General features: G+C 63.7%; 20 protein-coding genes, 1 tRNA gene and 2 pseudogenes. 7 read left to right on the top strand and 16 right to left on the bottom strand.

What is annotated here, in order from left to right; all coding sequences use genetic code 11:
- Positions 1–21: 21 nt before the first annotated feature.
- A complete protein-coding gene (locus tag AABA84_RS15735) occupies positions 22–1,671 on the top strand; it encodes an acyl-CoA synthetase (protein ID WP_338312463.1) in 1,650 nt (549 codons plus the stop codon).
- A gap of 113 nt (positions 1,672–1,784) precedes the next feature.
- On the opposite strand, the gene AABA84_RS15740 is transcribed toward AABA84_RS15735, so the two are convergent.
- The 6 genes from AABA84_RS15740 to AABA84_RS15765 all read right to left on the bottom strand — a co-directional run bounded on the left by AABA84_RS15740 (position 1,785) and on the right by AABA84_RS15765 (position 8,505).
- Positions 1,785–2,582 (bottom strand): MBL fold metallo-hydrolase, encoded by a 798-nt coding sequence (locus AABA84_RS15740; protein WP_028144641.1) that lies wholly within the window; start codon positions 2,580–2,582, stop codon positions 1,785–1,787.
- A 13-nt stretch (positions 2,583–2,595) separates the two neighbouring features.
- The gene (locus AABA84_RS15745; protein WP_338312464.1) at positions 2,596–3,372 is read right to left on the bottom strand and encodes a TatD family hydrolase; all 777 of its coding nucleotides are present in this window, start codon (positions 3,370–3,372) and stop codon (positions 2,596–2,598) included.
- A 12-nt stretch (positions 3,373–3,384) separates the two neighbouring features.
- Complete coding sequence (gene metG / locus AABA84_RS15750) at positions 3,385–5,403, bottom strand: methionine--tRNA ligase (protein ID WP_338312465.1); 2,019 nt, start codon at positions 5,401–5,403, stop codon at positions 3,385–3,387.
- Positions 5,404–5,510: 107 nt separating this feature from the next.
- Complete coding sequence (locus AABA84_RS15755; protein ID WP_338312466.1) at positions 5,511–6,557, bottom strand: DNA polymerase III subunit delta'; 1,047 nt, start codon at positions 6,555–6,557, stop codon at positions 5,511–5,513.
- The gene (tmk, locus tag AABA84_RS15760) at positions 6,554–7,240 is read right to left on the bottom strand and encodes a dTMP kinase (protein WP_212249419.1); all 687 of its coding nucleotides are present in this window, start codon (positions 7,238–7,240) and stop codon (positions 6,554–6,556) included. Before tmk ends, AABA84_RS15755 begins: the two co-directional genes overlap by 4 nt.
- Before the next feature lie 2 nt (positions 7,241–7,242).
- Complete coding sequence (locus tag AABA84_RS15765) at positions 7,243–8,505, bottom strand: D-alanyl-D-alanine carboxypeptidase family protein (RefSeq protein WP_212249420.1); 1,263 nt, start codon at positions 8,503–8,505, stop codon at positions 7,243–7,245.
- A 154-nt stretch (positions 8,506–8,659) separates the two neighbouring features.
- On the opposite strand from AABA84_RS15765, the gene AABA84_RS15770 reads away from it, so the two are divergent.
- On the top strand, positions 8,660–9,616 hold the full coding sequence (locus AABA84_RS15770; protein ID WP_338312467.1) for an alpha/beta fold hydrolase: 957 nt from the start codon (positions 8,660–8,662) through the stop codon (positions 9,614–9,616).
- On the opposite strand, the gene AABA84_RS15775 is transcribed toward AABA84_RS15770, so the two are convergent.
- Positions 9,613–10,131, bottom strand: coding sequence for a GNAT family N-acetyltransferase (locus AABA84_RS15775; RefSeq protein WP_338312468.1), 519 nt, complete (start codon positions 10,129–10,131; stop codon positions 9,613–9,615). The two genes, AABA84_RS15770 and AABA84_RS15775, sit on opposite strands and share 4 nt — an antisense overlap.
- 9 nt (positions 10,132–10,140) lie before the next feature.
- Positions 10,141–10,683, bottom strand: coding sequence for a phage tail protein (locus AABA84_RS15780; protein WP_212249422.1), 543 nt, complete (start codon positions 10,681–10,683; stop codon positions 10,141–10,143).
- Positions 10,684–10,798: 115 nt separating this feature from the next.
- Here AABA84_RS15780 and AABA84_RS15785 point away from each other — a divergent pair.
- Positions 10,799–11,386: pseudogene (locus tag AABA84_RS15785) on the top strand (autotransporter outer membrane beta-barrel domain-containing protein); the annotation flags it as partial.
- Positions 11,387–11,453: 67 nt separating this feature from the next.
- Here the strand turns inward: AABA84_RS15785 and AABA84_RS15790 are convergent.
- The gene (locus AABA84_RS15790) at positions 11,454–12,389 is read right to left on the bottom strand and encodes a septal ring lytic transglycosylase RlpA family protein (protein ID WP_212249423.1); all 936 of its coding nucleotides are present in this window, start codon (positions 12,387–12,389) and stop codon (positions 11,454–11,456) included.
- A 784-nt stretch (positions 12,390–13,173) separates the two neighbouring features.
- Here AABA84_RS15790 and AABA84_RS15795 point away from each other — a divergent pair.
- A complete protein-coding gene (locus AABA84_RS15795) occupies positions 13,174–13,302 on the top strand; it encodes a hypothetical protein (RefSeq protein ID WP_018320480.1) in 129 nt (42 codons plus the stop codon).
- Between the two features lie 17 nt (positions 13,303–13,319).
- Here the strand turns inward: AABA84_RS15795 and AABA84_RS15800 are convergent, their stop codons facing one another.
- Positions 13,320–13,610 carry a hypothetical protein gene (locus AABA84_RS15800; protein ID WP_212249424.1) on the bottom strand — a complete coding sequence of 97 codons (291 nt, stop codon included), beginning with the start codon at positions 13,608–13,610 and terminating at the stop codon, positions 13,320–13,322.
- Between the two features lie 162 nt (positions 13,611–13,772).
- Here AABA84_RS15800 and AABA84_RS15805 point away from each other — a divergent pair.
- Positions 13,773–14,357 (top strand): annotated as a pseudogene (locus AABA84_RS15805) (TIGR00645 family protein); the annotation flags it as partial.
- Positions 14,358–14,370: 13 nt separating this feature from the next.
- On the opposite strand, the gene AABA84_RS15810 reads toward AABA84_RS15805, so the two are convergent.
- A complete protein-coding gene (locus AABA84_RS15810) occupies positions 14,371–14,688 on the bottom strand; it encodes a DUF1476 domain-containing protein (protein WP_212249426.1) in 318 nt (105 codons plus the stop codon).
- Between the two features lie 258 nt (positions 14,689–14,946).
- Between AABA84_RS15810 and AABA84_RS15815 the strand changes: the two genes are divergently transcribed.
- Entirely contained in the window at positions 14,947–15,171 is a 225-nt protein-coding gene (locus tag AABA84_RS15815; RefSeq protein WP_212249427.1) for a hypothetical protein, read from the top strand.
- A gap of 58 nt (positions 15,172–15,229) precedes the next feature.
- Here the strand turns inward: AABA84_RS15815 and AABA84_RS15820 are convergent, their stop codons facing one another.
- Positions 15,230–15,430: a hypothetical protein gene (locus tag AABA84_RS15820; RefSeq protein ID WP_212249428.1), complete on the bottom strand. Its 201-nt coding sequence runs from the start codon at positions 15,428–15,430 to the stop codon at positions 15,230–15,232.
- A gap of 326 nt (positions 15,431–15,756) precedes the next feature.
- On the opposite strand from AABA84_RS15820, the gene AABA84_RS15825 reads away from it, so the two are divergent.
- Positions 15,757–16,365, top strand: a complete 609-nt coding sequence (locus AABA84_RS15825; RefSeq protein ID WP_212249429.1) for a hypothetical protein — start codon at positions 15,757–15,759, stop codon at positions 16,363–16,365.
- 200 nt (positions 16,366–16,565) lie between these two features.
- On the opposite strand, the gene AABA84_RS15830 is transcribed toward AABA84_RS15825, so the two are convergent.
- The 4 genes from AABA84_RS15830 to AABA84_RS15845 all read right to left on the bottom strand — a co-directional run bounded on the left by AABA84_RS15830 (position 16,566) and on the right by AABA84_RS15845 (position 19,994).
- Positions 16,566–17,309: a cation transporter gene (locus tag AABA84_RS15830; protein ID WP_212249430.1), complete on the bottom strand. Its 744-nt coding sequence runs from the start codon at positions 17,307–17,309 to the stop codon at positions 16,566–16,568.
- Positions 17,310–17,537: 228 nt separating this feature from the next.
- Positions 17,538–18,281, bottom strand: a complete 744-nt coding sequence (locus tag AABA84_RS15835) for a DUF7168 domain-containing protein (RefSeq protein WP_338312469.1) — start codon at positions 18,279–18,281, stop codon at positions 17,538–17,540.
- Positions 18,282–18,315: 34 nt separating this feature from the next.
- A tRNA-Ser gene (locus tag AABA84_RS15840) sits at positions 18,316–18,405 on the bottom strand.
- 170 nt (positions 18,406–18,575) lie between these two features.
- Complete coding sequence (locus AABA84_RS15845) at positions 18,576–19,994, bottom strand: pentapeptide repeat-containing protein (RefSeq protein ID WP_338312470.1); 1,419 nt, start codon at positions 19,992–19,994, stop codon at positions 18,576–18,578.
- Positions 19,995–20,219: the final 225 nt, after the last annotated feature.

Here is a 20,219-nt window from a genome sequence, read left to right on the forward strand (position 1 = left end):
CGCGGCTTAAGGAGGGTGTCGATGAGTGAGCGGCAGAACCAGTACAATATCGGCCTCGACAGGACCCCAGCCAACTACGTGCCGCTGAGCCCGCTCAGCTTCCTCGCGCGCAGCGCCGCCGTCTATCCCGATCATGTCAGCACGGTCTATGAGGGACGCAGCTTCACCTGGGCGCAGACCCATGAGCGCTGCAAGCGATTTGCGTCCTGGCTCGCGCGCAAGGGCATCGGCGTCGGCGATACCGTGGCAGCGATGCTGCCGAACATCCCGGCGATGAATGAAGCGCATTTCGCCGTGCCCATGACCGGCGCCGTGCTCAACGCGCTGAACATCCGCCTCGATGCGCCCTCGATCGCGTTTCAGCTCGATCATGGCGGCGCGAAAATCATCCTGGTCGATCCCGAGTTTTCGGGCGTCATTCGCGACGCGCTCGCGCAGATGACCGGCCCGAAACCATTCGTCGTCGACGTCGACGACGACGCCTTCAAGGGCGGACAGCGCATGGGCGAGATCGAATATGAGGCGGCGGTTGCGGAAGGCGATCCCGCTTTCACGGCGATCCTGCCGCAGGACGAGTGGGACGCCATCGCGCTGAGCTACACGTCGGGCACGACCGGAAATCCCAAAGGCGTCGTCACCCATCATCGCGGCGCGTATCTGAACGCCGTCAGCAACATCCTTGCCGGCAATCTCGGCCAGCATCCGGTCTATCTCTGGACGCTGCCGATGTTCCATTGCAATGGCTGGTGCTTCCCCTGGACCATCGCGGCGGCCGCCGGCATCAATGTCTGCCTGCGCAAGGTCGAGCCGACGAAAATCTTCGAGCTGATCAAGAGCCGCGGCGTCACCCACATGTGCGGCGCGCCGATCGTCTACAACACGCTGATCAACGCCCCCGATGCGCCCAAGGGCAACGCCGCGCGCCGCGTCGTCGGCCTGATCGCGGGCGCCGCGCCGCCGGTCGCGGTGCTCGAAGGCGCCGAAAACATCGGCATCAAGCTGACCCACGTCTACGGCCTGACCGAGGTCTACGGCCCCGCCTCCGTCTGCGCCGAGCAGCCCGGCTGGGACGAGCTTCCGCCTGCCGAACGCGCGCGCATGAAGCGCCGGCAGGGCGTGCCCTACCCGCTCGAGGAAGGCGTCACTGTCATCGATCCCCAGACCATGAGGCAAGTGCCGCGCGACGGCGAGACCATCGGCGAGGTCATGTTCCGCGGCAACATCGTGATGAAGGGCTATCTCAAGAACGAGAAGGCGACCAGGGAAGCCTTCGAGGGCGGCTGGTTTCACACCGGCGATCTCGGCGTCCTCGACGAGCACGGCTACGTCATCATCAAGGACCGCTCCAAGGACATCATCATTTCCGGCGGTGAGAACATCTCCTCCGTCGAGGTCGAGGACATCCTCTACAAGCATCCGGCCGTGCTGTTCGCCGCCGTGGTGGCAAAGCCCGATCCGAAATGGGGCGAAGTGCCCTGCGCCTTCGTCGAGTTGAAGGACGGCGCCAGCGCGAGCGAAGCCGACATCATCGCGTTCTGCCGCAGCCACATGTCGGGCTTCAAGGCGCCGAAGTCCGTCGTGTTCGGGCCCATCCCGAAAACGTCCACGGGCAAGATCCAGAAATTCCTGCTGCGCAACGAAGCGGGATCGGCGAAGGCGATTACGGACTGAGCTGAATTCCCATTTCAAAATGCGGATCGACGCCGGCGGCGCCGAGAAGTCTCGGCAGCGTTGAGGCTCCCGCTCCATTGCTGGCGAGGCCGTATCGCGCCAGGCCGGTGCGCTCAGTGCGTCTCCAGCCGCAGCCCGTCAAAAGCAGGCACGACGCCCGCGGGCAGCGATTGCCGGATGACTTCGTAATCGACGTCGGCCGTCATGTTGGTGATGACCGCGCGCTTCGGCTTGAACCGTTCGATCCAGGACAGCGCGTCATTGATGCTGAAATGGCTGACATGGTTGGTGTAGCGCAGGCCGTCGACGATCCAGAGGTCCAGATTTTCCAGCGCACCCCAGCTCTCGCGCGGAATGTCGTTGAGGTCGGGCGTGTAGGCCGCATCCCCGATGCGGTAGCCGAGCGCGGGAATGTTGCCGTGCTGCACCAGGAAGGCCGTCATCGTCACGGCGCCGCCCTTCCCCAGAACGGTCTGGCTTTCGCCCGCTTCGATCGAATGCCGGGTCAGGATCGGCGGATAGTCGCTGCCCTCCGGCGAGATGAAGCAATAGGAGAACCGCGACAGGATGTCCTTGGCCGTCGATTGGTTGAAATAGGTCGGGATCCGCCGGCGCATGTGCATCACGACCGAACGCAAATCGTCCATGCCGTGAGTCTGGTCGGCATGCTCATGCGTCAGGAACACCGCGTCGATGTGATCGACATTGGTCGAGAGCAATTGCTCGCGCAAATCCGGCGAGGTGTCGATCAGGATGCGCGTGGTGCCGTGCTCGGAGGTCCGTTCCACCAGCAGCGAGCAGCGGCGGCGGCGGTTCTTGGGATTGTTGGGATCGCAGGCGCCCCAGCCCAGTGCCGGGCGCGGCACGCCGGCGGAGGAGCCGCAGCCCAGGATCGTCAGCGTCAGCGTCATGCGGCTCCCAGTCTCAAGCTTTCACCTTCGAGAACAGGCGGAAGAAGTTCTCGCTGGTCTGGCGCGAGATCTCGTCAAACGACACACCGCGCGTCTCGGCCAGCACCTTTGCGACCTCGGCCACATAGGCCGGCTCGTTGCGTTTGCCCCGAAACTTGCCGGGCGCAAGGTAGGGCGAGTCTGTTTCAACCAGAATACGGTCAGCCGGCAGTTCGGCCGCAAGCGCACGCAGGGCCTCCGACTTCTTGAAGGTCAGGATGCCCGTGAATCCGACATAAAGCCCCAGCGACACCGCCTTCAGCGCCAGCTCGCGCCCGCCGGTGTAACAATGCAGCACGGCGCGAAACGCCCCCTTGGCCGCCTCCTCTTCCAGGATGCGCGCGCAGTCCTCGTCGGCCTCGCGGGTGTGGATCACCAGCGGCAGGCCGGTCGTGCGGGCGGCGGCGATGTGGGCGCGAAAGCCCCTCGCCTGCGCCTCAGGCGAGCCGTTGTCGTAGAAATAGTCGAGCCCGGCCTCGCCGAGCGCGACGACTTTGGGATGCTCCGTCAACGCAACCAGTTCGTCCGGCGCGATACCGTCCTCCTCATCCGCGTTATGTGGATGAGTGCCGACCGAGCAATAGACGTCGTCGAAGCGCTCGGCGATGGCGAGAAGCTGATCGAGCTTTCGCACCCGCGTCGAGATCGTGACCATACGGCCGATGCCGGCCGCGCGTGCTCGCGACACGATCCCGTCGAGATCTTCCTCGAAGTCCGGAAAATCCAGATGGCAGTGGCTGTCGACCAGCATCGCGCAAACGTCCTAGGCTGCCGGCTCGATATAGCGCGGGAATGCCGGCGTCGGCGCCGGCAAGGTCGAGCCGGGCGCAATGCGCCTGGCACCGCCGAGCATGGCGAAGTTGCGCTCGCCGTCCGGGATGCCGAGGCTGTCGAGCAGCAATCCCGAAGCGGTCGGCATCGCGGGCTGGGCCAGGATCGCGATCTGGCGCACGACTTCGGCGGTGACGTAGAGCACCGTCTTCTGCCTGGCCGGGTCGGTCTTGGCGAGCGCCCACGGCGCCTCGCCCGCGAAATAGCGGTTGGCCTCCGCCACCACGGCCCAGACGGCGTTGAGCCAGTGATGGATCTGCTGCGTTGCCATGGCCGCGCGTGACGCGGCGACCATGCCGTCGGCCATCGCCAGAATTGCCTTGTCGTTGTCGCTGAATTCGCCGGGCTCGGGCAGCACGCCGCCGAGCTGCTTGGCGATCATCGACAGCGAACGCTGCGCGAGGTTACCGAGATCGTTGGCGAGGTCGGCATTGATGCGGGCCACGATGGCCTCGTGATTGTAGTTGCCGTCCTGTCCGAACGGTACCTCGCGCAGGAAGAAATAGCGCACCTGGTCGACGCCGTACTGGTCGGCAAGGTTGAAGGGATCGACGACGTTGCCGACCGACTTCGACATCTTCTCGCCCCTGCTGAACAGGAAGCCGTGGGCATAGACCCGCTTCGGCAGCGGGATGCCGGCCGACAGCAGGAACGCCGGCCAATACACCGCGTGGAAACGGATGATGTCCTTGCCGATGATGTGCACATCGGCCGGCCAATAGCGCCAGTTTTTGTCGCTCTCATCGGGGAAGCCGACGCCGGTGATGTAGTTGGTCAGCGCGTCGACCCAGACATACATCACGTGCTCTTCGTCGCCAGGCACCTTGACGCCCCAATCGAAGGTGGTGCGCGAGATCGAGAGATCACGCAGGCCGCCTCTGACGAAGCTCACCACCTCGTTCTTGCGGGAATCCGGCCCGATGAAATCGGGATGATCCGTATAAAGCTTCAACAGCTTGTCCTGGTAGGCCGACAGGCGGAAGAAATAGCTCTTCTCCTCGACCCATTCAACCGGCGTGCCCTGCGGGCCGAGCCGGACGCCGTCATCGTTCAAGCGCGTCTCGTCCTCGGCGTAGTACGCCTCGTCACGCACGGAATACCAGCCGGCATAGATGTCGGCATAGATATCGCCGTTCGCTTCCATGCGCCGCCAGATCTCCTGGCTGGAGCGATGATGCTGCTCTTCGGTGGTGCGGATGAAGCGATCGAACGACACGTTCAGACGCTCGTCCATCTCCTTGAAGCGACCGGCATTGCGGGTCGCGAGCGCAGAGACAGCCATGTTCTCGCCGGCCGCCGTCTGAACCATTTTCTGACCATGCTCGTCGGTGCCAGTCAGGAAGAACACATCCTTGCCGTCGAGCCGCGCAAAGCGCGCCAGCACGTCGGTCGCGATCGCCTCATAGGCATGGCCGATATGCGGACTGCCGTTGGGGTAAGCGATCGCGGTCGTGATGTAGAAGACGTTGTCGCGGGCGGGGGCGGCAACGGGCGCGGCAGCCTTTGGTGCGGCTGCGGGCGCTGCGGCTTGCGGAGCTGCAGCGGGCTTCGGCGCGCGCGGGGCCTTCGGCTTGGCAGCCTTCGGCGGCGTGGCGGCGGGGGCCGGCGCTGCGATCACAGGCGCGACCACCCTCGCCTTCTTGGCCACCGTCTTCGCAGGTAACTTGGCGAGGGTCTTGGCTGATTTGTTGGCTGGCTTCTTGGCGGCTTGCTTCACAGCCTTCTTGGAGACAGCCGGCTTCTTCGCAGCCTTCTTGACCGCCTTCTTTGCCGTCTTCACGGCGCTCTTCTTCGCGCCCTTCTTGGCCGTGGCCTTCTTGGTCTTCTTGACCTTCTTGGCCGCCTTGGCGTTGGCCTTGGACGCACGTGCCTTCACGGCCTTCTTTGCGGCTTTCTTCGCAGCCTTGTTGCGGCCCTTGCCTTTTGCGGTTTTCTTAGCTGGCGTTGCCACGACGAATTCCTTTACCGACTTCTCGAAATCTGGAAACGAACCTGAGTTCGATTATTGATTTGCGCATGATCTTTCGGAAAGCCGCTCGCACTGTTCCGGATCATGCTTTAGCGCGTTGCGTCCGCCAACCAGCCGAACACCGAGAAAACCAAGGGCTTTCGCTCCAGATTGTAGGTTTCGGTGTCGCGCGCGGCGCGGACGATCTTTTCCCATACCTCAGCTAGGCGCGCAAGGCGCGGCAGGTTCTGGTTGGCATTGGCCTCGTCCGAATGCAGGCGTTCCGCGATCCAGCGATCGATCCCGTCGATGAAGGCGGCGAGCGCGACGCGGTCGCTGATACCGAGCGAATCGCCGAGCGTGTGCAGTTCGCGCGGATCGACCTGCGGCAGGCGCGCGAGCAGCGCCGCCGTGCGCTGCTGGAGCTTGAGCGCATCGCCGCCGAGCAGCGTCAGCGCCCGTGCAACGCTGCCTTCGGAGGCATCCGCGGCATCGCGCAGCGCGGGATCGTTCGGATCGAGCTCGGCGGCCGACGCCGCCGCCCCGATCACATCGTCCGTGGCGAGGGATCGCAGGCGCAGCTTGCGGCAGCGCGACTGGATCGTGGCGAGCACGCGCGCGGGCGCGTGGCTCACCAGAAGAAACAGCGATTGCTGCGGCGGCTCCTCGAGAATCTTCAGAAGCGCGTTGGCCGCGTTCGGATTGAGCTCGTCGACGGTGTCGACAATGCAGACGCGCCAGCCTTCCGCCGCGGCAGTCGAGCCGAAGAAGCCGATCGTCTCGCGCGTCTCGTCCACGGTGATCACGGTGCGCATCACGCCGCGGTCGTTGGCGGTACGCTCCAGCGTCAGCAGGCCGCCATGCGAGCCGGCCGCCACCTGCCGCGCCACGGCGTCATCAGGATCGATCGCGAGGTCTTCGGCGCGCTGCACGGAAGGCGCGAGCGGCTGGCCGTGGGCGAGCACGAAGCGCGCCATGCGATAGGCCAGCGTCGCCTTGCCGATCCCCTGCGGCCCGCCGATCAGCCAGGCATGCGGAATTCGCCCGCTGCGATAGGCCGTCAGCAGAGCCGCCTCGGCCTCGCGATGGCCGAACAGGCGGCTCGTCTCGCGCGGATGCTGAATGGCGCTTTCGCGCTCGGTCTGACGCGGGCTCATGCTGATATCACCGAGGCCGGCGTCGGAAGAAGACGCTCGCGCAGCGCCGTCCAGACACGGCCTGCGACCGTGTCAGGGTCGGAATTGGCGTCGATCAGCACGCAGCGTGCGGGATCGTCCGCGGCGATCTTGCGATAGGCCTCGCGCAGGCCCTGGTGAAAACCGAGCTTCTCGCCTTCGAACCGGTCGGGCGTGCCGCCGCCCCGGCGCGCGGCGGCGCGCTGCAGGCCGATCTCGACCGGCAGGTCGAGGATGATGGTGAGGTCCGGCTTGAGATCGCCGATCGTGACCCGCTGCATCGCGTTGATCAGGCCCTCAGGCACTTGGCCGAGGCTGCCCTGATAGGCCCGTGTCGAGTCGGCGAAGCGGTCGCACAGCACCCAGGTGCCCTGGTTGAGCGCAGGCAGGATCACGGTGCGGACATGGTCGTCGCGCGCGGCGGCGAACAGCAGCGTCTCCGCCTCGGGGCCGAGCAGCTTGCCCATGCCCGACAGCACCAGATGACGCATGATCTCGGCGCCCGGCGAGCCGCCCGGCTCACGCGTGACACGGATGCGGAGCTTTGCTGCCTTGAGACGGTCGGCAAGCTTCTTGATCTGGGTCGACTTGCCGGTGCCCTCGCCGCCTTCAAAGGTGATGAAGCGTCCGCGTCCGGACGGCCGCTGTAGCGCGCTGTCACTCATGATCAGAGCTTCTCGGCGCCTGCGCGGAACATGCCGATCACGAGCTCGCTGGCGCCGTCGATCGCGCGTCGCACGGTCGAGCCGGTGCCGATCGCTTCGGCCGCATAGACCGGCGTCTCCACCGCGATGTTGCCGCTGCGCCAGACCTTGACCACGCCGACCCGTTGGCCCGCCTCGACCGGCGCACGCACCGGACCGCTATAGACGACACGCGCGATCAGCTTGTCGCTGCCGTTCTTGTGCACCATCACTTTCACCGGCGTCTTGGCGACGAGCCTGACCGAGCGGCTCTCGCCGCCGAACACCTTGGCGTAGCCGACGGGCTGCTCGGCCGCGATCAGCGTGCGGGTCTCGAAATTGCGGAAACCCCATTCCAGCATCTTCTTGGCTTCCGTGGCGCGATCCTCGGGATCTTCCAATCCGTTGACGACGACGATCAGCCGCGTGCCGTTCTGCACCGCCGAGCCGACCATGCCGTAGCCGCCTTCCTTGGTGTACCCTGTCTTCAGGCCGTCGGCGCCTTCCATCGAGCTGAGCAGCGGATTGCGGTTGGGCTGGCGGATCTTGTTCCAAGTGTACTCCTTCTCGCCGAACAGTTTGTAGAATTCGGGGAAGTCCAGGATGATGTGCCGGGCGAGCACGCCGAGCTCACGCACCGTCATCTTGTTGGCGGGGTCGGGCAAGCCGTTGGAGTTGCCGAAGGTCGACTTGGTCATGCCGAGCTCGCGGGCGCGCTTGGTCATGAAGTCAGCCGCGAAGATCCGCTCGTTGCCCGCCATGGCTTCGGCGAGCGCGATGCAGGCATCGTTGCCGCTCTGGATGATCGCACCGTGCAGGAGATCGTCGACCGAGACCTTGCTGTTGATGGCGGCAAACATGGTCGAGCCGCCCGACGGCGCCCCGCCCCGGCGCCAGGCATTCTCGCTGATCCGGTACTCGTCGGTCAGCTTGATGTCGCCCTTCTTGATGGCATTGAAGACGACCTCCGCCGTCATCAGCTTCATCATGCTGGAGGGCGCGCGCAGCTCGTCGGCGTTCTTCTCGAACAGCACGCTGCCCGAGGAGGCCTCGATCAGGATCGCGGTCGGGGCATCGCCGTCGAAGCCGGCATCGTCCGGCTTCTTGGCCCCCTGGATGCTCTGGTTGGCGGCCAGAAGCGCCCCGCTCCAGCCGATGCCCACGACCAGAGCCGTCGCGATCAGCCCGCGCACCAGCGCTCCGGCGGTGAACCGGGTGCGACGTAGCGAAGGAAGACGACATGCCATGGTCAAGCCCTGAGAGCAGCGTTCTAACAGCTGGAATCGGTGCGAACAACGCGGGGGGTTGGACGCCTGCCCAGAGATTGCACGATTCTCGCCGCGCCCCTATCGTGGCGCCTTATGTTTCTCGACCAAACCCCTGAAACAAGGCGGAAAAGCGATGTCCCCCACCCGCTTGATCAAGGCCAACGGCATCGATCTCTTCATCCGCGAAGCCGGCCAGGGTCCGCTGGTCGTGCTGTGCCATGGCTGGCCGGAGCTGTCCTATTCCTGGCGCCACCAGATCCCCGCGCTCGCCGCAGCCGGGTTTCACGTCGTCGCCCCCGACATGCGCGGCTACGGCCAGAGCGCCGCGCCGCCTGACGTTGCCGCCTACTCGATCTTCGACACCGTCGGCGACGTGGTCGGCCTCGTGCAGGCGCTCGGCGAGACCAGGGCGATGGTGGTCGGCCACGATTGGGGTGCGCCGGTCGCCTGGCACGCGGCGCTGTTCCGGCCCGACATCTTCACGGCGGTCGCCGGCCTCAGCGTGCCGCCGCCGTTCCGCGGCCGCGGCAAGCCGCTCGACCTGTTGCGCCAGGGCGGCGTCACCAATTTCTACTGGCAGTACTTCCAGGCACCCGGCGTCGCCGAGGCCGAGCTCGAGCGCGACGTCGCCCGCACCATGCGCATCGTGCTCGGCGGACGCGGCCTCGCCGATCCCACCGCCGCCATGTTCGTGCAGGAAGGCAAGGGCTTTCTCAGCCACGCGACCGCCGAGGAACCGCTGCCCGGCTGGCTCAGCGAGGCGGATCTGGCCTACTTCACCGAAAGCTTCCGCAAGTCCGGCTTTCACGGCGGGCTGAACTGGTACCGCAACCTCGATCGCAATTGGGAGCTGACGGCGCCCTGGCAGGACGCGCAGATCCATCAGCCCTCGCTGTTCATCGCCGGCTCCAGGGACGCCGTCATCACCGGCCTGATCGGCGCCAAGCGCGTCAACGAGCTCGAGCGCGTGCTGCCCAACCTGAAGCAAAAGCTGATCCTCGAGGGCGCCGGCCATTGGGTGCAGCAGGAACGGCCGGATGAGGTGAACGCTGCGCTGGTGAAGTTCCTGCGCCAAGCGTCGGCGCGCTAGCCGATATCGTTTCTCATCGCAATGTACGCGGCGCCCGCAGCCCCACGCTCGACAAATCCGTGCCGCAGGTAAAGCCGGCGCGCCCTCACATTGCTCGCGAGCACCGTGAGCGTCAGCGCGCCGACACCCTGCTGCCGAGCGCTCGCTTCGAGAGCGCCGAGGATCTTCGTGCCGGCGCCGCGACCGCAAGCGGCCGGCAGCAGTGCGATGTCGATGATGTGCCAGTGCTCTCTTGCGCAATGAAGCAGCAGCCGACCGATCGCCCCCCCGTCTCGTGTGACGATCAACGAGATCGCGTTCGGAAACTGCGCGGCATAGCCGGCCGTCTGGCTGCGGAATTGTTGTTCGACGACCTGCTCGAGGATCGGCCCGGACAGTCCTGCGGCTATGAATTGCCTGCTCCTGACCTCACGGAACAGCTGCCGCGTGAACGGCTCATCACCGGGATCGGCTGACCGCAGTCGCAAATCCGGATCGCCGGGCACAATGTCGAGCGGTGCGCCGCCGTCGATCATGGGTGGGCGCTATGGAAAGCTCGGAAAGATACCCGCGTAGGCAATGCACATGATCAAGGCCTGGGTCGGCTGCATGTTGTCGTGAGGCAGGCCCTGCCCGGTCAACGTGACCGCGTTGGGCGAAAAGGTGAGATTGCCGGGCGGATCCACGAAGCCGTTGAACACCGGATTGAGCGCGACCATGTTCATTCCCGTCCCAGGACCGGGCGCGGCATTTTGCGCAGCGTTGCTGCCCAATTGCAGCGCGTGCGTGTGCATCGCCATGTTGTCGCCGATCAGGCTGACCTGGGAGCTGCCGATGGACTCGCCGACGACGCGCGGCTGCAATCCCGGCCCGGTACCCTGACTGATCGTGACCGCGCCGTTGAGATTGGGCAAAGCGAAGTTAGTCGTGCCGTTGCCACCGTAATTGGTGCCGATCAGCGCAAACAACGGCGTGAAGGCTTGAACGGCGACAAGCTGTCCGAAGCACGGCAGCCAGGCATTGTTGAAGCCGCCAACCGCAAAGGCAAACGGGAACGCCTGAATTTCGCCGACGTAGGGATTTGACATGTTGCTTTCCTTGAGACGAGCCCAGTACGCGGGCGGCCTAGCCCGGTGACGGAAAAATGCCGTTGAAGCAGATGCAGTAGTTGGCGACGACGGTCGGCATCATGTTGTTGTGTCCGGGTGGACTGTCGGCGCCTATCTCGGCTGGAAGATCATCCCGACGCTGCGCTACGACGTGGCGGTGACCTATTCCGGCATCGGCTATGACGGCACCGCCGGCACGGCGCAGGGCAATTTCAACGGCAATCGCTGGATGTTCGCGACCGGATTCACCGGCACCTACAACTGGGCCAATTTCACGATCGAGCCGTCGGCCAAGGTGTACGCGCTGTGGGAGCGTGAGAACGCCTATGTCGATTCGCTCGGCACCCAGCAGGCTGCCCGCACCTTCTCGAGCGGCCGCGCGTCTGCGGGCAACAGGATCTCCTATCCCGTGCCGTGGCTCGATAGTGTGCTGCTGGCGCCCTATGCCGGCGTCTATGCCGATTACTACTTCACCCAGGACGACGCGGCTGCGATCGTCGCTGCGGGTGGCGTACCGCTGGCCTCCACACCGCTGCTCCAGGGCTGGTCGGCGCGGGTTACGGGCGGCATCGGTGCCAGGCTGGCGAGTGGGACCACGGTCGGCTTCGGCGCCGAGCTCGGCGGCATCGGCGGCAACACGCAGATATGGACGTTCACGGGACGCGCACGCATCCCGTTCTGATCCCGGGAGATGACGACGAGCCGGCAAGCGCGACGCCGCCAGCCGGATTTGCTTGCCTGGTGCCTGCTTAGTAGAGCCCGCGACCGCTCAGGATGCTGCGGGCCTCTGCGGCGCCGTCCGAGGCGTAGGCGGCAGACGGAGCGCTTTCGGTGGCATAGCGGCCGTCCTCGTCATAGGACACGGCGCGCGCGTTGTGGACCGCCCGGCCCCGGCTGCGGCTCGAGGCCGACATTTCCGAGGTCGCGTTGAGCGAGGCCATGTCGGCGGAGGTGGTGCCGAGATTATAGGGCCGCCCCTCCGGCATCGGCACGTCGCCGCGAATGGCAGCGCGGCTCGATCCCGGCAATTCCGGTACGAAGGGCTTGGCCGAGGCGACCCGGACCATCGAGGGCGACGGCGCCGGAACGCCGGTGCGCAGGGTCGCCAGAAGCTGGCGGTCGTCGGAGCCTTCGAGCGGCGCCCGGCCGACATATTCGACGCGGACCTTGGCGACGCCATTGCCTTTGAATTCAAGCAGTTCGGCGGCCTTGTTCGAGACATCGATGAGGCGGTTGCCGTGATAGGGCCCGCGGTCATTGACGCGCACGATCAGCGACTTGCCGTTCGAGACATTGGTCACCCGCGCATAGGACGGCATCGGCAGGGTCGGATGCGCCGCGGTCAGCGAGGTCATGTCGAACACTTCGCCATTGGCAGTCAGGCGGCCATGGAAGTCATCGCCGTACCAGGACGCCATGCCCTCGGCGCGATAGTTGACGTCCTCCTCAGGCACGTAGGTCCGGCCGGCAACGACATAGGGCTTGCCGACGCGGTAGGTGCCGCCGCCCTTCGGGACCGGATCCCCCAACGCCACGACCCGGGGGCTCGAGGACACGCCGTATTTCGGATCGACGCGGCTGGCGAACTTGTTCGAGGAGGCGCAATTGGCAAGCGCAAGGCAGGTTGCGACCGCCGCAACACCGCGTGTGGCCCGCAAAACCGAATCTGACCGTCGGATCCCCATGCGCCCCAAATACCACTTTGCCGGAGGCGTACCCAACCCGCTTTGGCGACGGGGAGCGCTGTCCGGTCCTTTAATCCGAGGCGGCCCACCACCGCGTCGGAAGCGGTAACGATAACGCAACCCGAACACGGCGGAAATGGGGAGCCCACAGCGATCCCGCCGGGATGGTAAACAGGACGTTCGCATTTTTCCGTTGTTCTACGGAGCGATAGCGCCTGCTCTGTGCCACGGCCGGACATTCTGTTGCGCCAAATCCTCACTCCACCCCCATTGTCGCTGCCTTCACTGGAATTCTTTTGACTGTGCAAGGTCGCACGCGTTCTCTCGGATGCAAGGGCGGGATTTGGAATTTAACGATGATCGAGACGGTTTCGGCACTGATGGGTCTGGTAAGCGCGGGGATCTTCCTGGCCCATGCGTTTGAAGGTTATCGCACGAGGGCCTGAGGCACTCGCGCGATCGGCAAGCATCACCTCTTTCAAGCGGCGCGTTCGGACAATTTTGATCGATCCGACCGAGCATCGAAAACGAGAGCGGCAGGTGTCACATGCGCAACCATGACCTGGTATCTGACGGCTTCCTGGTATTGACCGCCGGCGGCTTGGTCCTGCTCTGCTCGAGCCTCGTGGCACTGGCCTTCGCCTGAGCCCCGCTTCATTCCTCTCCGGCACAGCTCCACCGCGGCGCAGCATGCGCCAATGCCCGCTCCCATTCGGTTGATTGAATTTCCGCGTCCGGTGCCTCGACACATTTCCAGAGGCCATCACCAACAAGGGTGACGCAAATGCTTGCCGAGAAATTCTTCCTGGTTTTGGAATCACTGATCCGCGGCGATCGCACCTATCCGGACGGAAGCCCCCGCGTCATCAGCACCTCCCCGCACGTGCCGGTCAGGCTGCCGGCGCAGAAATAGCCGGCGTCGCGCGCCGCTCAGCGCAGCCCCAGCAGGGAGCGGCGATAGCGCCCGTCGCGGGCCTCGTTCAGGCAGACGAAGCTGCCGTCGAACCCCTGGCCGTACCGCTTCTGCCCCTTGCGGTAGTAGATGCCCTTCCTGAAGTCGAGCCAGACCACCTTGTCGTGCGGGCAATGACGCTGCGCCTGCGCCTCGTAGCGAAACGGCGTCAGCGGTGTCGCCGAGACCTCCGCGGAGCCGGCGCCGATCATGATCGCGCCAGCGAGCGCGATCCCGCCGGACCATCTGCGAAAGCCGCTGCTCGTCACTTCCCGCCCTCCAGATCCGGGCCGTCGTGCGACCGCCGCGCGGGCACGCTAGCACGAAATGGCGCGATCCGCCGAAGGTGAGACGTGCGCGGCGTCTTCCGCCGGCCATGTTGCCGGGCTAGAGGAAGGCGAGATCGTTTCGATTGCGAGGATGCAGCCTGAATGTCGGTTGAGCCTTCACCCCCATCCGAACCTCGTGCCGAACCCCGTTCGCCCTCGCCGCGCCTGGGCCTGCTGCCGATGATCATCTTCGGCTCGCGCTGGCTGCAACTGCCGCTCTATCTCGGGCTGATCGTGGCGCAATGCGTCTACATCGTGCTGTTCCTCAAGGAGCTCTGGCATCTCTCCTGGCACGCGATCGATCTCACCGAGCAGCAGATCATGATGAGCGTGCTCGCGCTGATCGACGTCGTGATGATCTCCAACCTGCTCGTGATGGTGATCGTCGGCGGCTACGAGACGTTCGTCTCGCGGCTCGACCTGCAGGGCCATCCCGACGAGCCGGAATGGCTCGGCCACGTCAATGCGAGCGTGCTCAAGATCAAGCTCGCCATGGCCATCATCGGCATCTCCTCGATCGCGCTGCTGCGCACCTTCATCGAGGCCGGCAATCTCGGCTCGAACCGCGCCGGCTTCACCGAGACCGGCGTGATGTGGCAAGTGCTGATCCATCTCACCTTCGTCGTCTCGGCGATCGGCATTGCCTATGTCGACAGGCTCGGAGACTCCGCCGCGCGCAAGCAGGCCCCCGGCGGCCTCTTCACCTGTCTGTTTCAAGCTGCTGCATGGCCTGGTGCAGGCATTCCTGAAACTTGGCCGCGACCTGCTCGCGCGCGAGGCCGGTGGCGGCGAGATCACGCGACACCTTGTCCAGCACCTCGTCCATTGTCCGGTTGTCCAGATGGTCCGTCACCAGCGTCGTCGCGTAGCCGGCCGCGGCATCGCCGCTGAGACCGAGCCGGCTTGCAGCCCAGAGCCCGAGCAGCTTGCTGGACCGGGCGGCGGCCCTGAACATGAGTTCCTCGTCGTGGACGAATTTGGCCTCAAAGCCCTGCTCGCGCTTGTCGAAGGTGGTCATGGTCAGCTCCATTTGCGCTTTTCGCTGATGGGTGTCGGACTGGCCGGGGGCGAACGTCTCCGTGCTTCACGTCAGTTGGGATCAGTTGAAGCTTCCGGCGGAAGGAAGACGCCGTCAAGCCTGCCGATGCGTCCCGCGCCGGGCGCGTGCACGGCCCGCACAAGCCCGGCGCCAGCCAACCCGGCTAGGCAGAGATCGTTTACCACCCGTTAAGCAGACTCAGCGCCGCATGGCTTGGGGCACACCGAGAGCTGACGCATGAACAAAGAGCTGCGGGAGTTTCGACGGCTTGAACGGGTCTGCCTGGAGCAGGCCGCCCTCTCCACCCTGGACCTCGCGCGAAGCGGGCTGCTCAAGGTCGCCGACGATTGCCGCATCGCAGCCGAAGCCATCGAGGCGCGATCGCCCCGCGGCGCGTTCACAGGGGCCGTCCAGGCGCTGATGCTGGCCTGGAGCGCGACACGGATGTCCAATCGGCATTAGCCGGCGGCATCGCCCGGACAGATCGCGTCAGAAGATTGCCGTCGGGGCCCGGGCTGGATCAGGCCTTTGCCGCCGCCGCTTCCGCCGCTTCGCGCGCCAGCCGCTCGGCCCTCAGCCGCTCCTTGTTGGCGTAAAACGCCTTCTGCGCCTCTTCATGGTCGCGCATGGCCTTTTCGGCCTCGATCCGGCGTGCCGCATCGCGCGCCTGGCGCTGCTCGGGGGTCAGGGGTTTGCGTCGGAAGGAAAGGTCTTCAGTCATGCGAAGACAACGCAGACGCGGCGAAAGAGTTCCATAAGGCGGACCCCGTGGCCCAAAGCGGGAACTCAAGCTGTCCGCCCTGCCCGAAGGCCGCTCCACCAAAATATCGAAAAACAACCCCATGCACAGTAGCTAAGCCGTTCTGGCGGCAAGATTTTTCAAACCCGCGAAAGCCGTCTGGCCCGCCACCCTGCCAACTTCGGAAACTCCGCCGGGCGCGACACGACGGTTCGCGCGAGCTCCACAGCGCGATGTCATTGCGACAGGTCAACACCAGCAAGCTCAGGCTCTGAGATCCTGACGTCGGCAAGCAGATGGAGACGGCCATGTCACAGCAGAGCAGCATGCATTTCTACCTCAATTGGGCCAAGGAGCGGATCGACGAAATGGATGCCGCATTGGCCTCGTTCGAGGTCAAAGCCGGCCAGGCCAAGGCCGAGTCCAAGGTCAAGACGGATCAGCTCCTGTCCGATCTGACGACGCGCCGTGACGCGTTTCGGGCGATGCTCAAGACCCAGGCGGAAGCAGGTGAAGCCGCCTGGACCGACGCCAAGGCTGATCTGGAGAAGCAGTGGGCTGGATTCGAGGCCCAGGTGAAAACCTACTTCGAAGGCGCCGGCAAACAGTTCGAGCAGCAGCAGGCCACCTTCAAGGACGTTGCCGCGGCCCAGGCCAAGGCGTGGCGCGAAGCGGCGGATAAATTCCGCGACGCCGCGAGCAAAGTGGCCTCAGCTCGCACCGTCGATGTCGATGCCGCGCTCAAGCAGATGAAATCCGATGCGTCCGAAGCCGAAGCGCGTCTGCAGAAGCTGAAGCAGGCTGGCAGCGAATCCTGGTCGGTCCTGAGCGCCGCACTCGCGGAGTCCCGCAAAGCATTCGATCAAGCGAACCAGGCCGCCTGGGACGCGCTGAAGGGCGGCGGTCCGAAGAGCTGAGGTTTCTCTTCGTTCAAGCTGCCAGCCAGAACAGACGGGGGGCTCAAGCGTGCGTGGCCACGACTGCGCGAGGAAGGTGCAGGTCACCCGCCTTCCTCGTACGCTTTAGTCAATGCTCAGGTGTTCAAGAGTCGCACGTTTTAGGCACCACTGTTCATGTTGGCGGACAAGCTTCCAATCTTAATTAGCCGCCCGAGTTGTCAACGAGCGGCAGCGGTCTGCTGGCTTGCGGAGTTATCCGCGTTGAACTCGCTCCAAGCCTGTCGGAGTATCTGGATCGAGGAGGTCAGGAAGATGCCACCCATCACGGCAGCGACGAGGAGGTCGGGCCAAGCTGTGTCGGTCCCCCAAACGCCCAAGGCGGCGACCATCACGATCACGTTGCCTATTGCGTCGTTTCGCGAGCAGAGCCAAACAGACCGGACGTTCGCGTCCCCATCCTTGTACGGCCTGAGCATCAAGACCGAACCGAGATTGGCCGCAAGAGCAAGAAATCCAATCACTCCCATGACTTCTGCTTTTGGCGTACCGAGAATGAGCGTTTGGTAGACAGTCGACCCGACAACCCAGAGCGCCATCACGCTGAGAGAGAGACCCTTGAAAAGGGCGGCTGTAGCTCGGCGTCGCAAGCTCGCCCCGATCACGGCCAAGCTGAGCCCATACGTCACCGTGTCACCAAGAAAATCCAGAGCATCGGCTTTCAGCGCCTGTGAACCTGCCAATTGCCCAGCAAGCATCTCGATCAAGAACATCGAGCCGTTGACAGCGATTACCGTCCAGAGGACCCGCTTGTACGTGGGGTCCATTCCGTCGAAGACCGGAACACCGCCGGAACAACCACACGCCGCCTCTGCGGACCCGCACTCTGTGCGCCGAACAGGTTCGAGGTTCAACGGTGGGGGGCTGCAGCAAGAGCCGTTCTGTTCGCAGCAGTCCGTCGCCATGATGTCGGTCCTCACTTCGTGCCGAACCTACCAGCTACTGACGCTTCGCGGTAGCTGCTGTTCCACTTCGAGTCCGGTGCCGGCTGCGCGACGAAGTCGCTATCGCCCCTCGTCGCTTCCGCTCTCACAGTCTCCGCCGAATTACGGTGAAGCGGCATTTCATCAGCACGCCGGCAGCATAGACGACCGACATCGCCATGCTCTCGACTCCGGCCGAAGCCGCGCCCCTCAGTTTCCCTTGCGAGCGGTCCCTGACTGCGACTCGCCAAGGCCGGGATTGATGGCCAGCGACGCGCCGGCAGCCCCGCCGGCTTCATAGGCCGTCATCGACACCATCCGGCTGGTGCTGCGCGCGGTGCGGAGATTGAGGTCGAGCTTGTCTAATTCTGCATCGACCACAGAGGTCTTGAGGACGACCAGCCCGCGACCGGTGCTTTCGTTGACCTGATCGCGACTGGCCTTGATCGCCAACAGCCTGTCCGCGATCGAGGCCACCATCCCGAGCGCGAAGGAGGCATTGGCCAGATGCCGCTCCTGGTGCCGGAACCTGCTGTAGTCGAGCGAGGTCTTGAAGCGGCCAAGCTCGGCGCGCACGGCGCCGTCGATCAACTCGGCCAGATAATGCGCGACCTCGACATCCGCGCCGAGACCGAAGAACACATAGCTATTCTCCCCGGCCGCGTTCTTCTCGCGCCAGACCCGACAATCGCAGAAATGCGCGATCGCGCCGATGCAGTCGTCCAGCGGAATTCGCTTCTTGCGATGGGTCTCGAAGACCCTCCGTTCGCACGGCGAGGCGCGCAGCTCGACGTCGGAGAGCGACAAATCGTGGCGATCGAGCAGCTCGGCGACCTTGGCGGCGGCAGACAGCGCCTCGTCCTCGGTGCAGCCATTGGCCATGGTCTTGGCGCGCAACGCCTGGATACGGAGCCTCAGCTTGTCGAGCACGGCCGGATTGAAAGTCTGATGCACCGATCACCTGCCCGGGAAAGCCCGACCGATAGTATGGCGGAAGGGGTGGGATTCGAACCCACGGTACCCTTGCGGGCACGCCGGTTTTCAAGACCGGTGCCTTAAACCACTCGGCCACCCTTCCGGACCTTGAAATTGTTTAGCTTTTCGTCGCTTGGCAGAGGACGTTTGGACCCTGCTGCCGCTTTGCTACCCAACGTCGTCGGTTCACTTCTTTATGGCCGCTCGCATGGCGTCGTCAACCGCCGCTTGCCAACAACAGGTGGCGTGGCGGGGGCTATTGGACTGTTTAAACTATTTTTGGTCCTGGATGGGGGGATACAACTGGTTCTTGGAGTGGCAAGACATGTCTTTCTCCCGAAAGACGTATAGTGGATACGTAGGGCTAGGCTTGTCTGGGTCAGCGGTTGGCTCGATCGCGGTTTCGATACACACGACGAACTGATCCATGTTCGTTGCCAAGGCGATGAGCTTTTCTGCGCTTTCTTTGTCGCGAAGAGTCATTCCCAACATGCGGCAACCAAGCATCGGCAGGAGCTTTTCGACCGTGGCGGGACTGTAATTGGCTGTCACACCCAGGGCTTGGCAATTATTGTTCCATCCATCGCGGGTCGTGAAATCAACATTGCTCAAGACGACATGGCTAAATTCAGCTTCGTTGGCGGGTCCCAGCGTAGATGACGTGATTTTCGTTCTTACAAAGATCGAATAGTCGAGATCGGCATTCCCTAGGTTTGAGTCTTCAATTGAGGCCCTCGTAAAATCAGCGTTACGCAACTGTATCGCACCAAGATTGACGTCGTGTAATGTGCTGTTCGATAAATCCGCATAGTCAAATGTCGCGCCTGCCCGGCTAAGGGCTGAGAAATCGAGTTTTTGTGGAATGAGGGCGAGCAAAAGCTGCCCCCTTTCGGGGCTAATCAATCTGTCAGAAAATCGGTAGAGATCCGCATCGTCCGAAATCGGAAACAACTGATCTGCAAGCCATTCAAGCCAAGCAAATCGACCATACGCCTTAGGGCGACGTACTCGATCAGGAGACGGAGTCTCCATTTCAATTGGACGATACGGCCTCAATGCTAGTGTCAGCGATACTAGACGGCCGATTGTTACTTCAGTCGGTGTAAACAACCGCTCTTCAGCTTGAGGAGCCTGATGCTGCTTCCATTCGCTTTGTTCCGCCTCCAATCGCGTTAAAATGCTACTTAGCTCTGACGCCAGAAAAGCGGAGCGTCGCTGCGACTCGGTGAGCATGTTCTGGACGTCCATGCGATGGGTTTGCCGCTCAAGCAATGTGTTGGCACGGAACGCGAGGATAAGTCCCGAAGCCGTAAGTAAAATACCCAGCAGACCACCTGTTGCCAGAATGACTGTTACGCCGCGCGGCACAAAGAACCGCCAAAAGAAAGCCTTCCAGGCCGCGCCGCGAAGATCGGGGTTCTTACTTCGCAAATGCGCATAGAGGTTGAATAGAACGTGCGTCGTTCGATGCTCCTGCTCGATGAATTTCAGTTCGACTTTCTTGCGCTCGTCGTCGATCGCTTCTGCAATCAACAGACGAACGACATCTGTATTTTTATCTTGCATTGGCTTCATGAATGCGAGTTCTAGTATATTGGCATGCGGTGGTTGGACACCGACGGGAAGGGAAGCAAGGCCATCGACGCAACGAGACCCACTCCGGAGGCTGAAGACATTCTTGGCATCTTCCATCGCCCTTGCGGCTCGTAGTAGGCTCGCATCGCCTTGAGATGCTCAGACTGGAGTCGTGAATAGTTTCGGATCGAACGAATCTCACCGACGATCTGACCGAAAGCGAAGAGAACCGTGAGCCGGAATCGAGAAACAGACTGCGACGAGGAATGCGCACATGTGGAAGAGCGGATCTGACGCTATGGTCGGCGGCGCTGGTGGGCGAAGCTCCTACAAAAATGCCAG

Source organism: Bradyrhizobium sp. TM239, from assembly GCF_036247985.1.
GTDB classification, from domain to species: domain Bacteria; phylum Pseudomonadota; class Alphaproteobacteria; order Rhizobiales; family Xanthobacteraceae; genus Bradyrhizobium; species Bradyrhizobium ottawaense.

Coding starts and splice junctions, on each gene's coding strand:
- AABA84_RS15815 (WP_212249427.1), top strand. CDS start 14,947: ATGAACAAAGAGCTGCGGGAGTTTCGACGGCTTGAACGGGTCTGCCTG.
- AABA84_RS15825 (WP_212249429.1), top strand. CDS start 15,757: ATGTCACAGCAGAGCAGCATGCATTTCTACCTCAATTGGGCCAAGGAG.
- AABA84_RS15830 (WP_212249430.1), bottom strand. CDS start 17,309: ATGGCGACGGACTGCTGCGAACAGAACGGCTCTTGCTGCAGCCCCCCA.
- AABA84_RS15790 (WP_212249423.1), bottom strand. CDS start 12,389: ATGGGGATCCGACGGTCAGATTCGGTTTTGCGGGCCACACGCGGTGTT.
- AABA84_RS15775 (WP_338312468.1), bottom strand. CDS start 10,131: ATGATCGACGGCGGCGCACCGCTCGACATTGTGCCCGGCGATCCGGAT.
- AABA84_RS15770 (WP_338312467.1), top strand. CDS start 8,660: ATGTCCCCCACCCGCTTGATCAAGGCCAACGGCATCGATCTCTTCATC.
- AABA84_RS15820 (WP_212249428.1), bottom strand. CDS start 15,430: ATGACTGAAGACCTTTCCTTCCGACGCAAACCCCTGACCCCCGAGCAG.
- AABA84_RS15740 (WP_028144641.1), bottom strand. CDS start 2,582: ATGACGCTGACGCTGACGATCCTGGGCTGCGGCTCCTCCGCCGGCGTG.
- AABA84_RS15845 (WP_338312470.1), bottom strand. CDS start 19,994: ATGGAAGATGCCAAGAATGTCTTCAGCCTCCGGAGTGGGTCTCGTTGC.
- AABA84_RS15735 (WP_338312463.1), top strand. CDS start 22: ATGAGTGAGCGGCAGAACCAGTACAATATCGGCCTCGACAGGACCCCA.
- AABA84_RS15780 (WP_212249422.1), bottom strand. CDS start 10,683: ATGTCAAATCCCTACGTCGGCGAAATTCAGGCGTTCCCGTTTGCCTTT.
- AABA84_RS15745 (WP_338312464.1), bottom strand. CDS start 3,372: ATGCTGGTCGACAGCCACTGCCATCTGGATTTTCCGGACTTCGAGGAA.
- tmk (WP_212249419.1), bottom strand. CDS start 7,240: ATGAGTGACAGCGCGCTACAGCGGCCGTCCGGACGCGGACGCTTCATC.
- AABA84_RS15810 (WP_212249426.1), bottom strand. CDS start 14,688: ATGACCACCTTCGACAAGCGCGAGCAGGGCTTTGAGGCCAAATTCGTC.
- AABA84_RS15765 (WP_212249420.1), bottom strand. CDS start 8,505: ATGGCATGTCGTCTTCCTTCGCTACGTCGCACCCGGTTCACCGCCGGA.
- AABA84_RS15755 (WP_338312466.1), bottom strand. CDS start 6,557: ATGAGCCCGCGTCAGACCGAGCGCGAAAGCGCCATTCAGCATCCGCGC.
- AABA84_RS15795 (WP_018320480.1), top strand. CDS start 13,174: ATGCTTGCCGAGAAATTCTTCCTGGTTTTGGAATCACTGATCCGCGGC.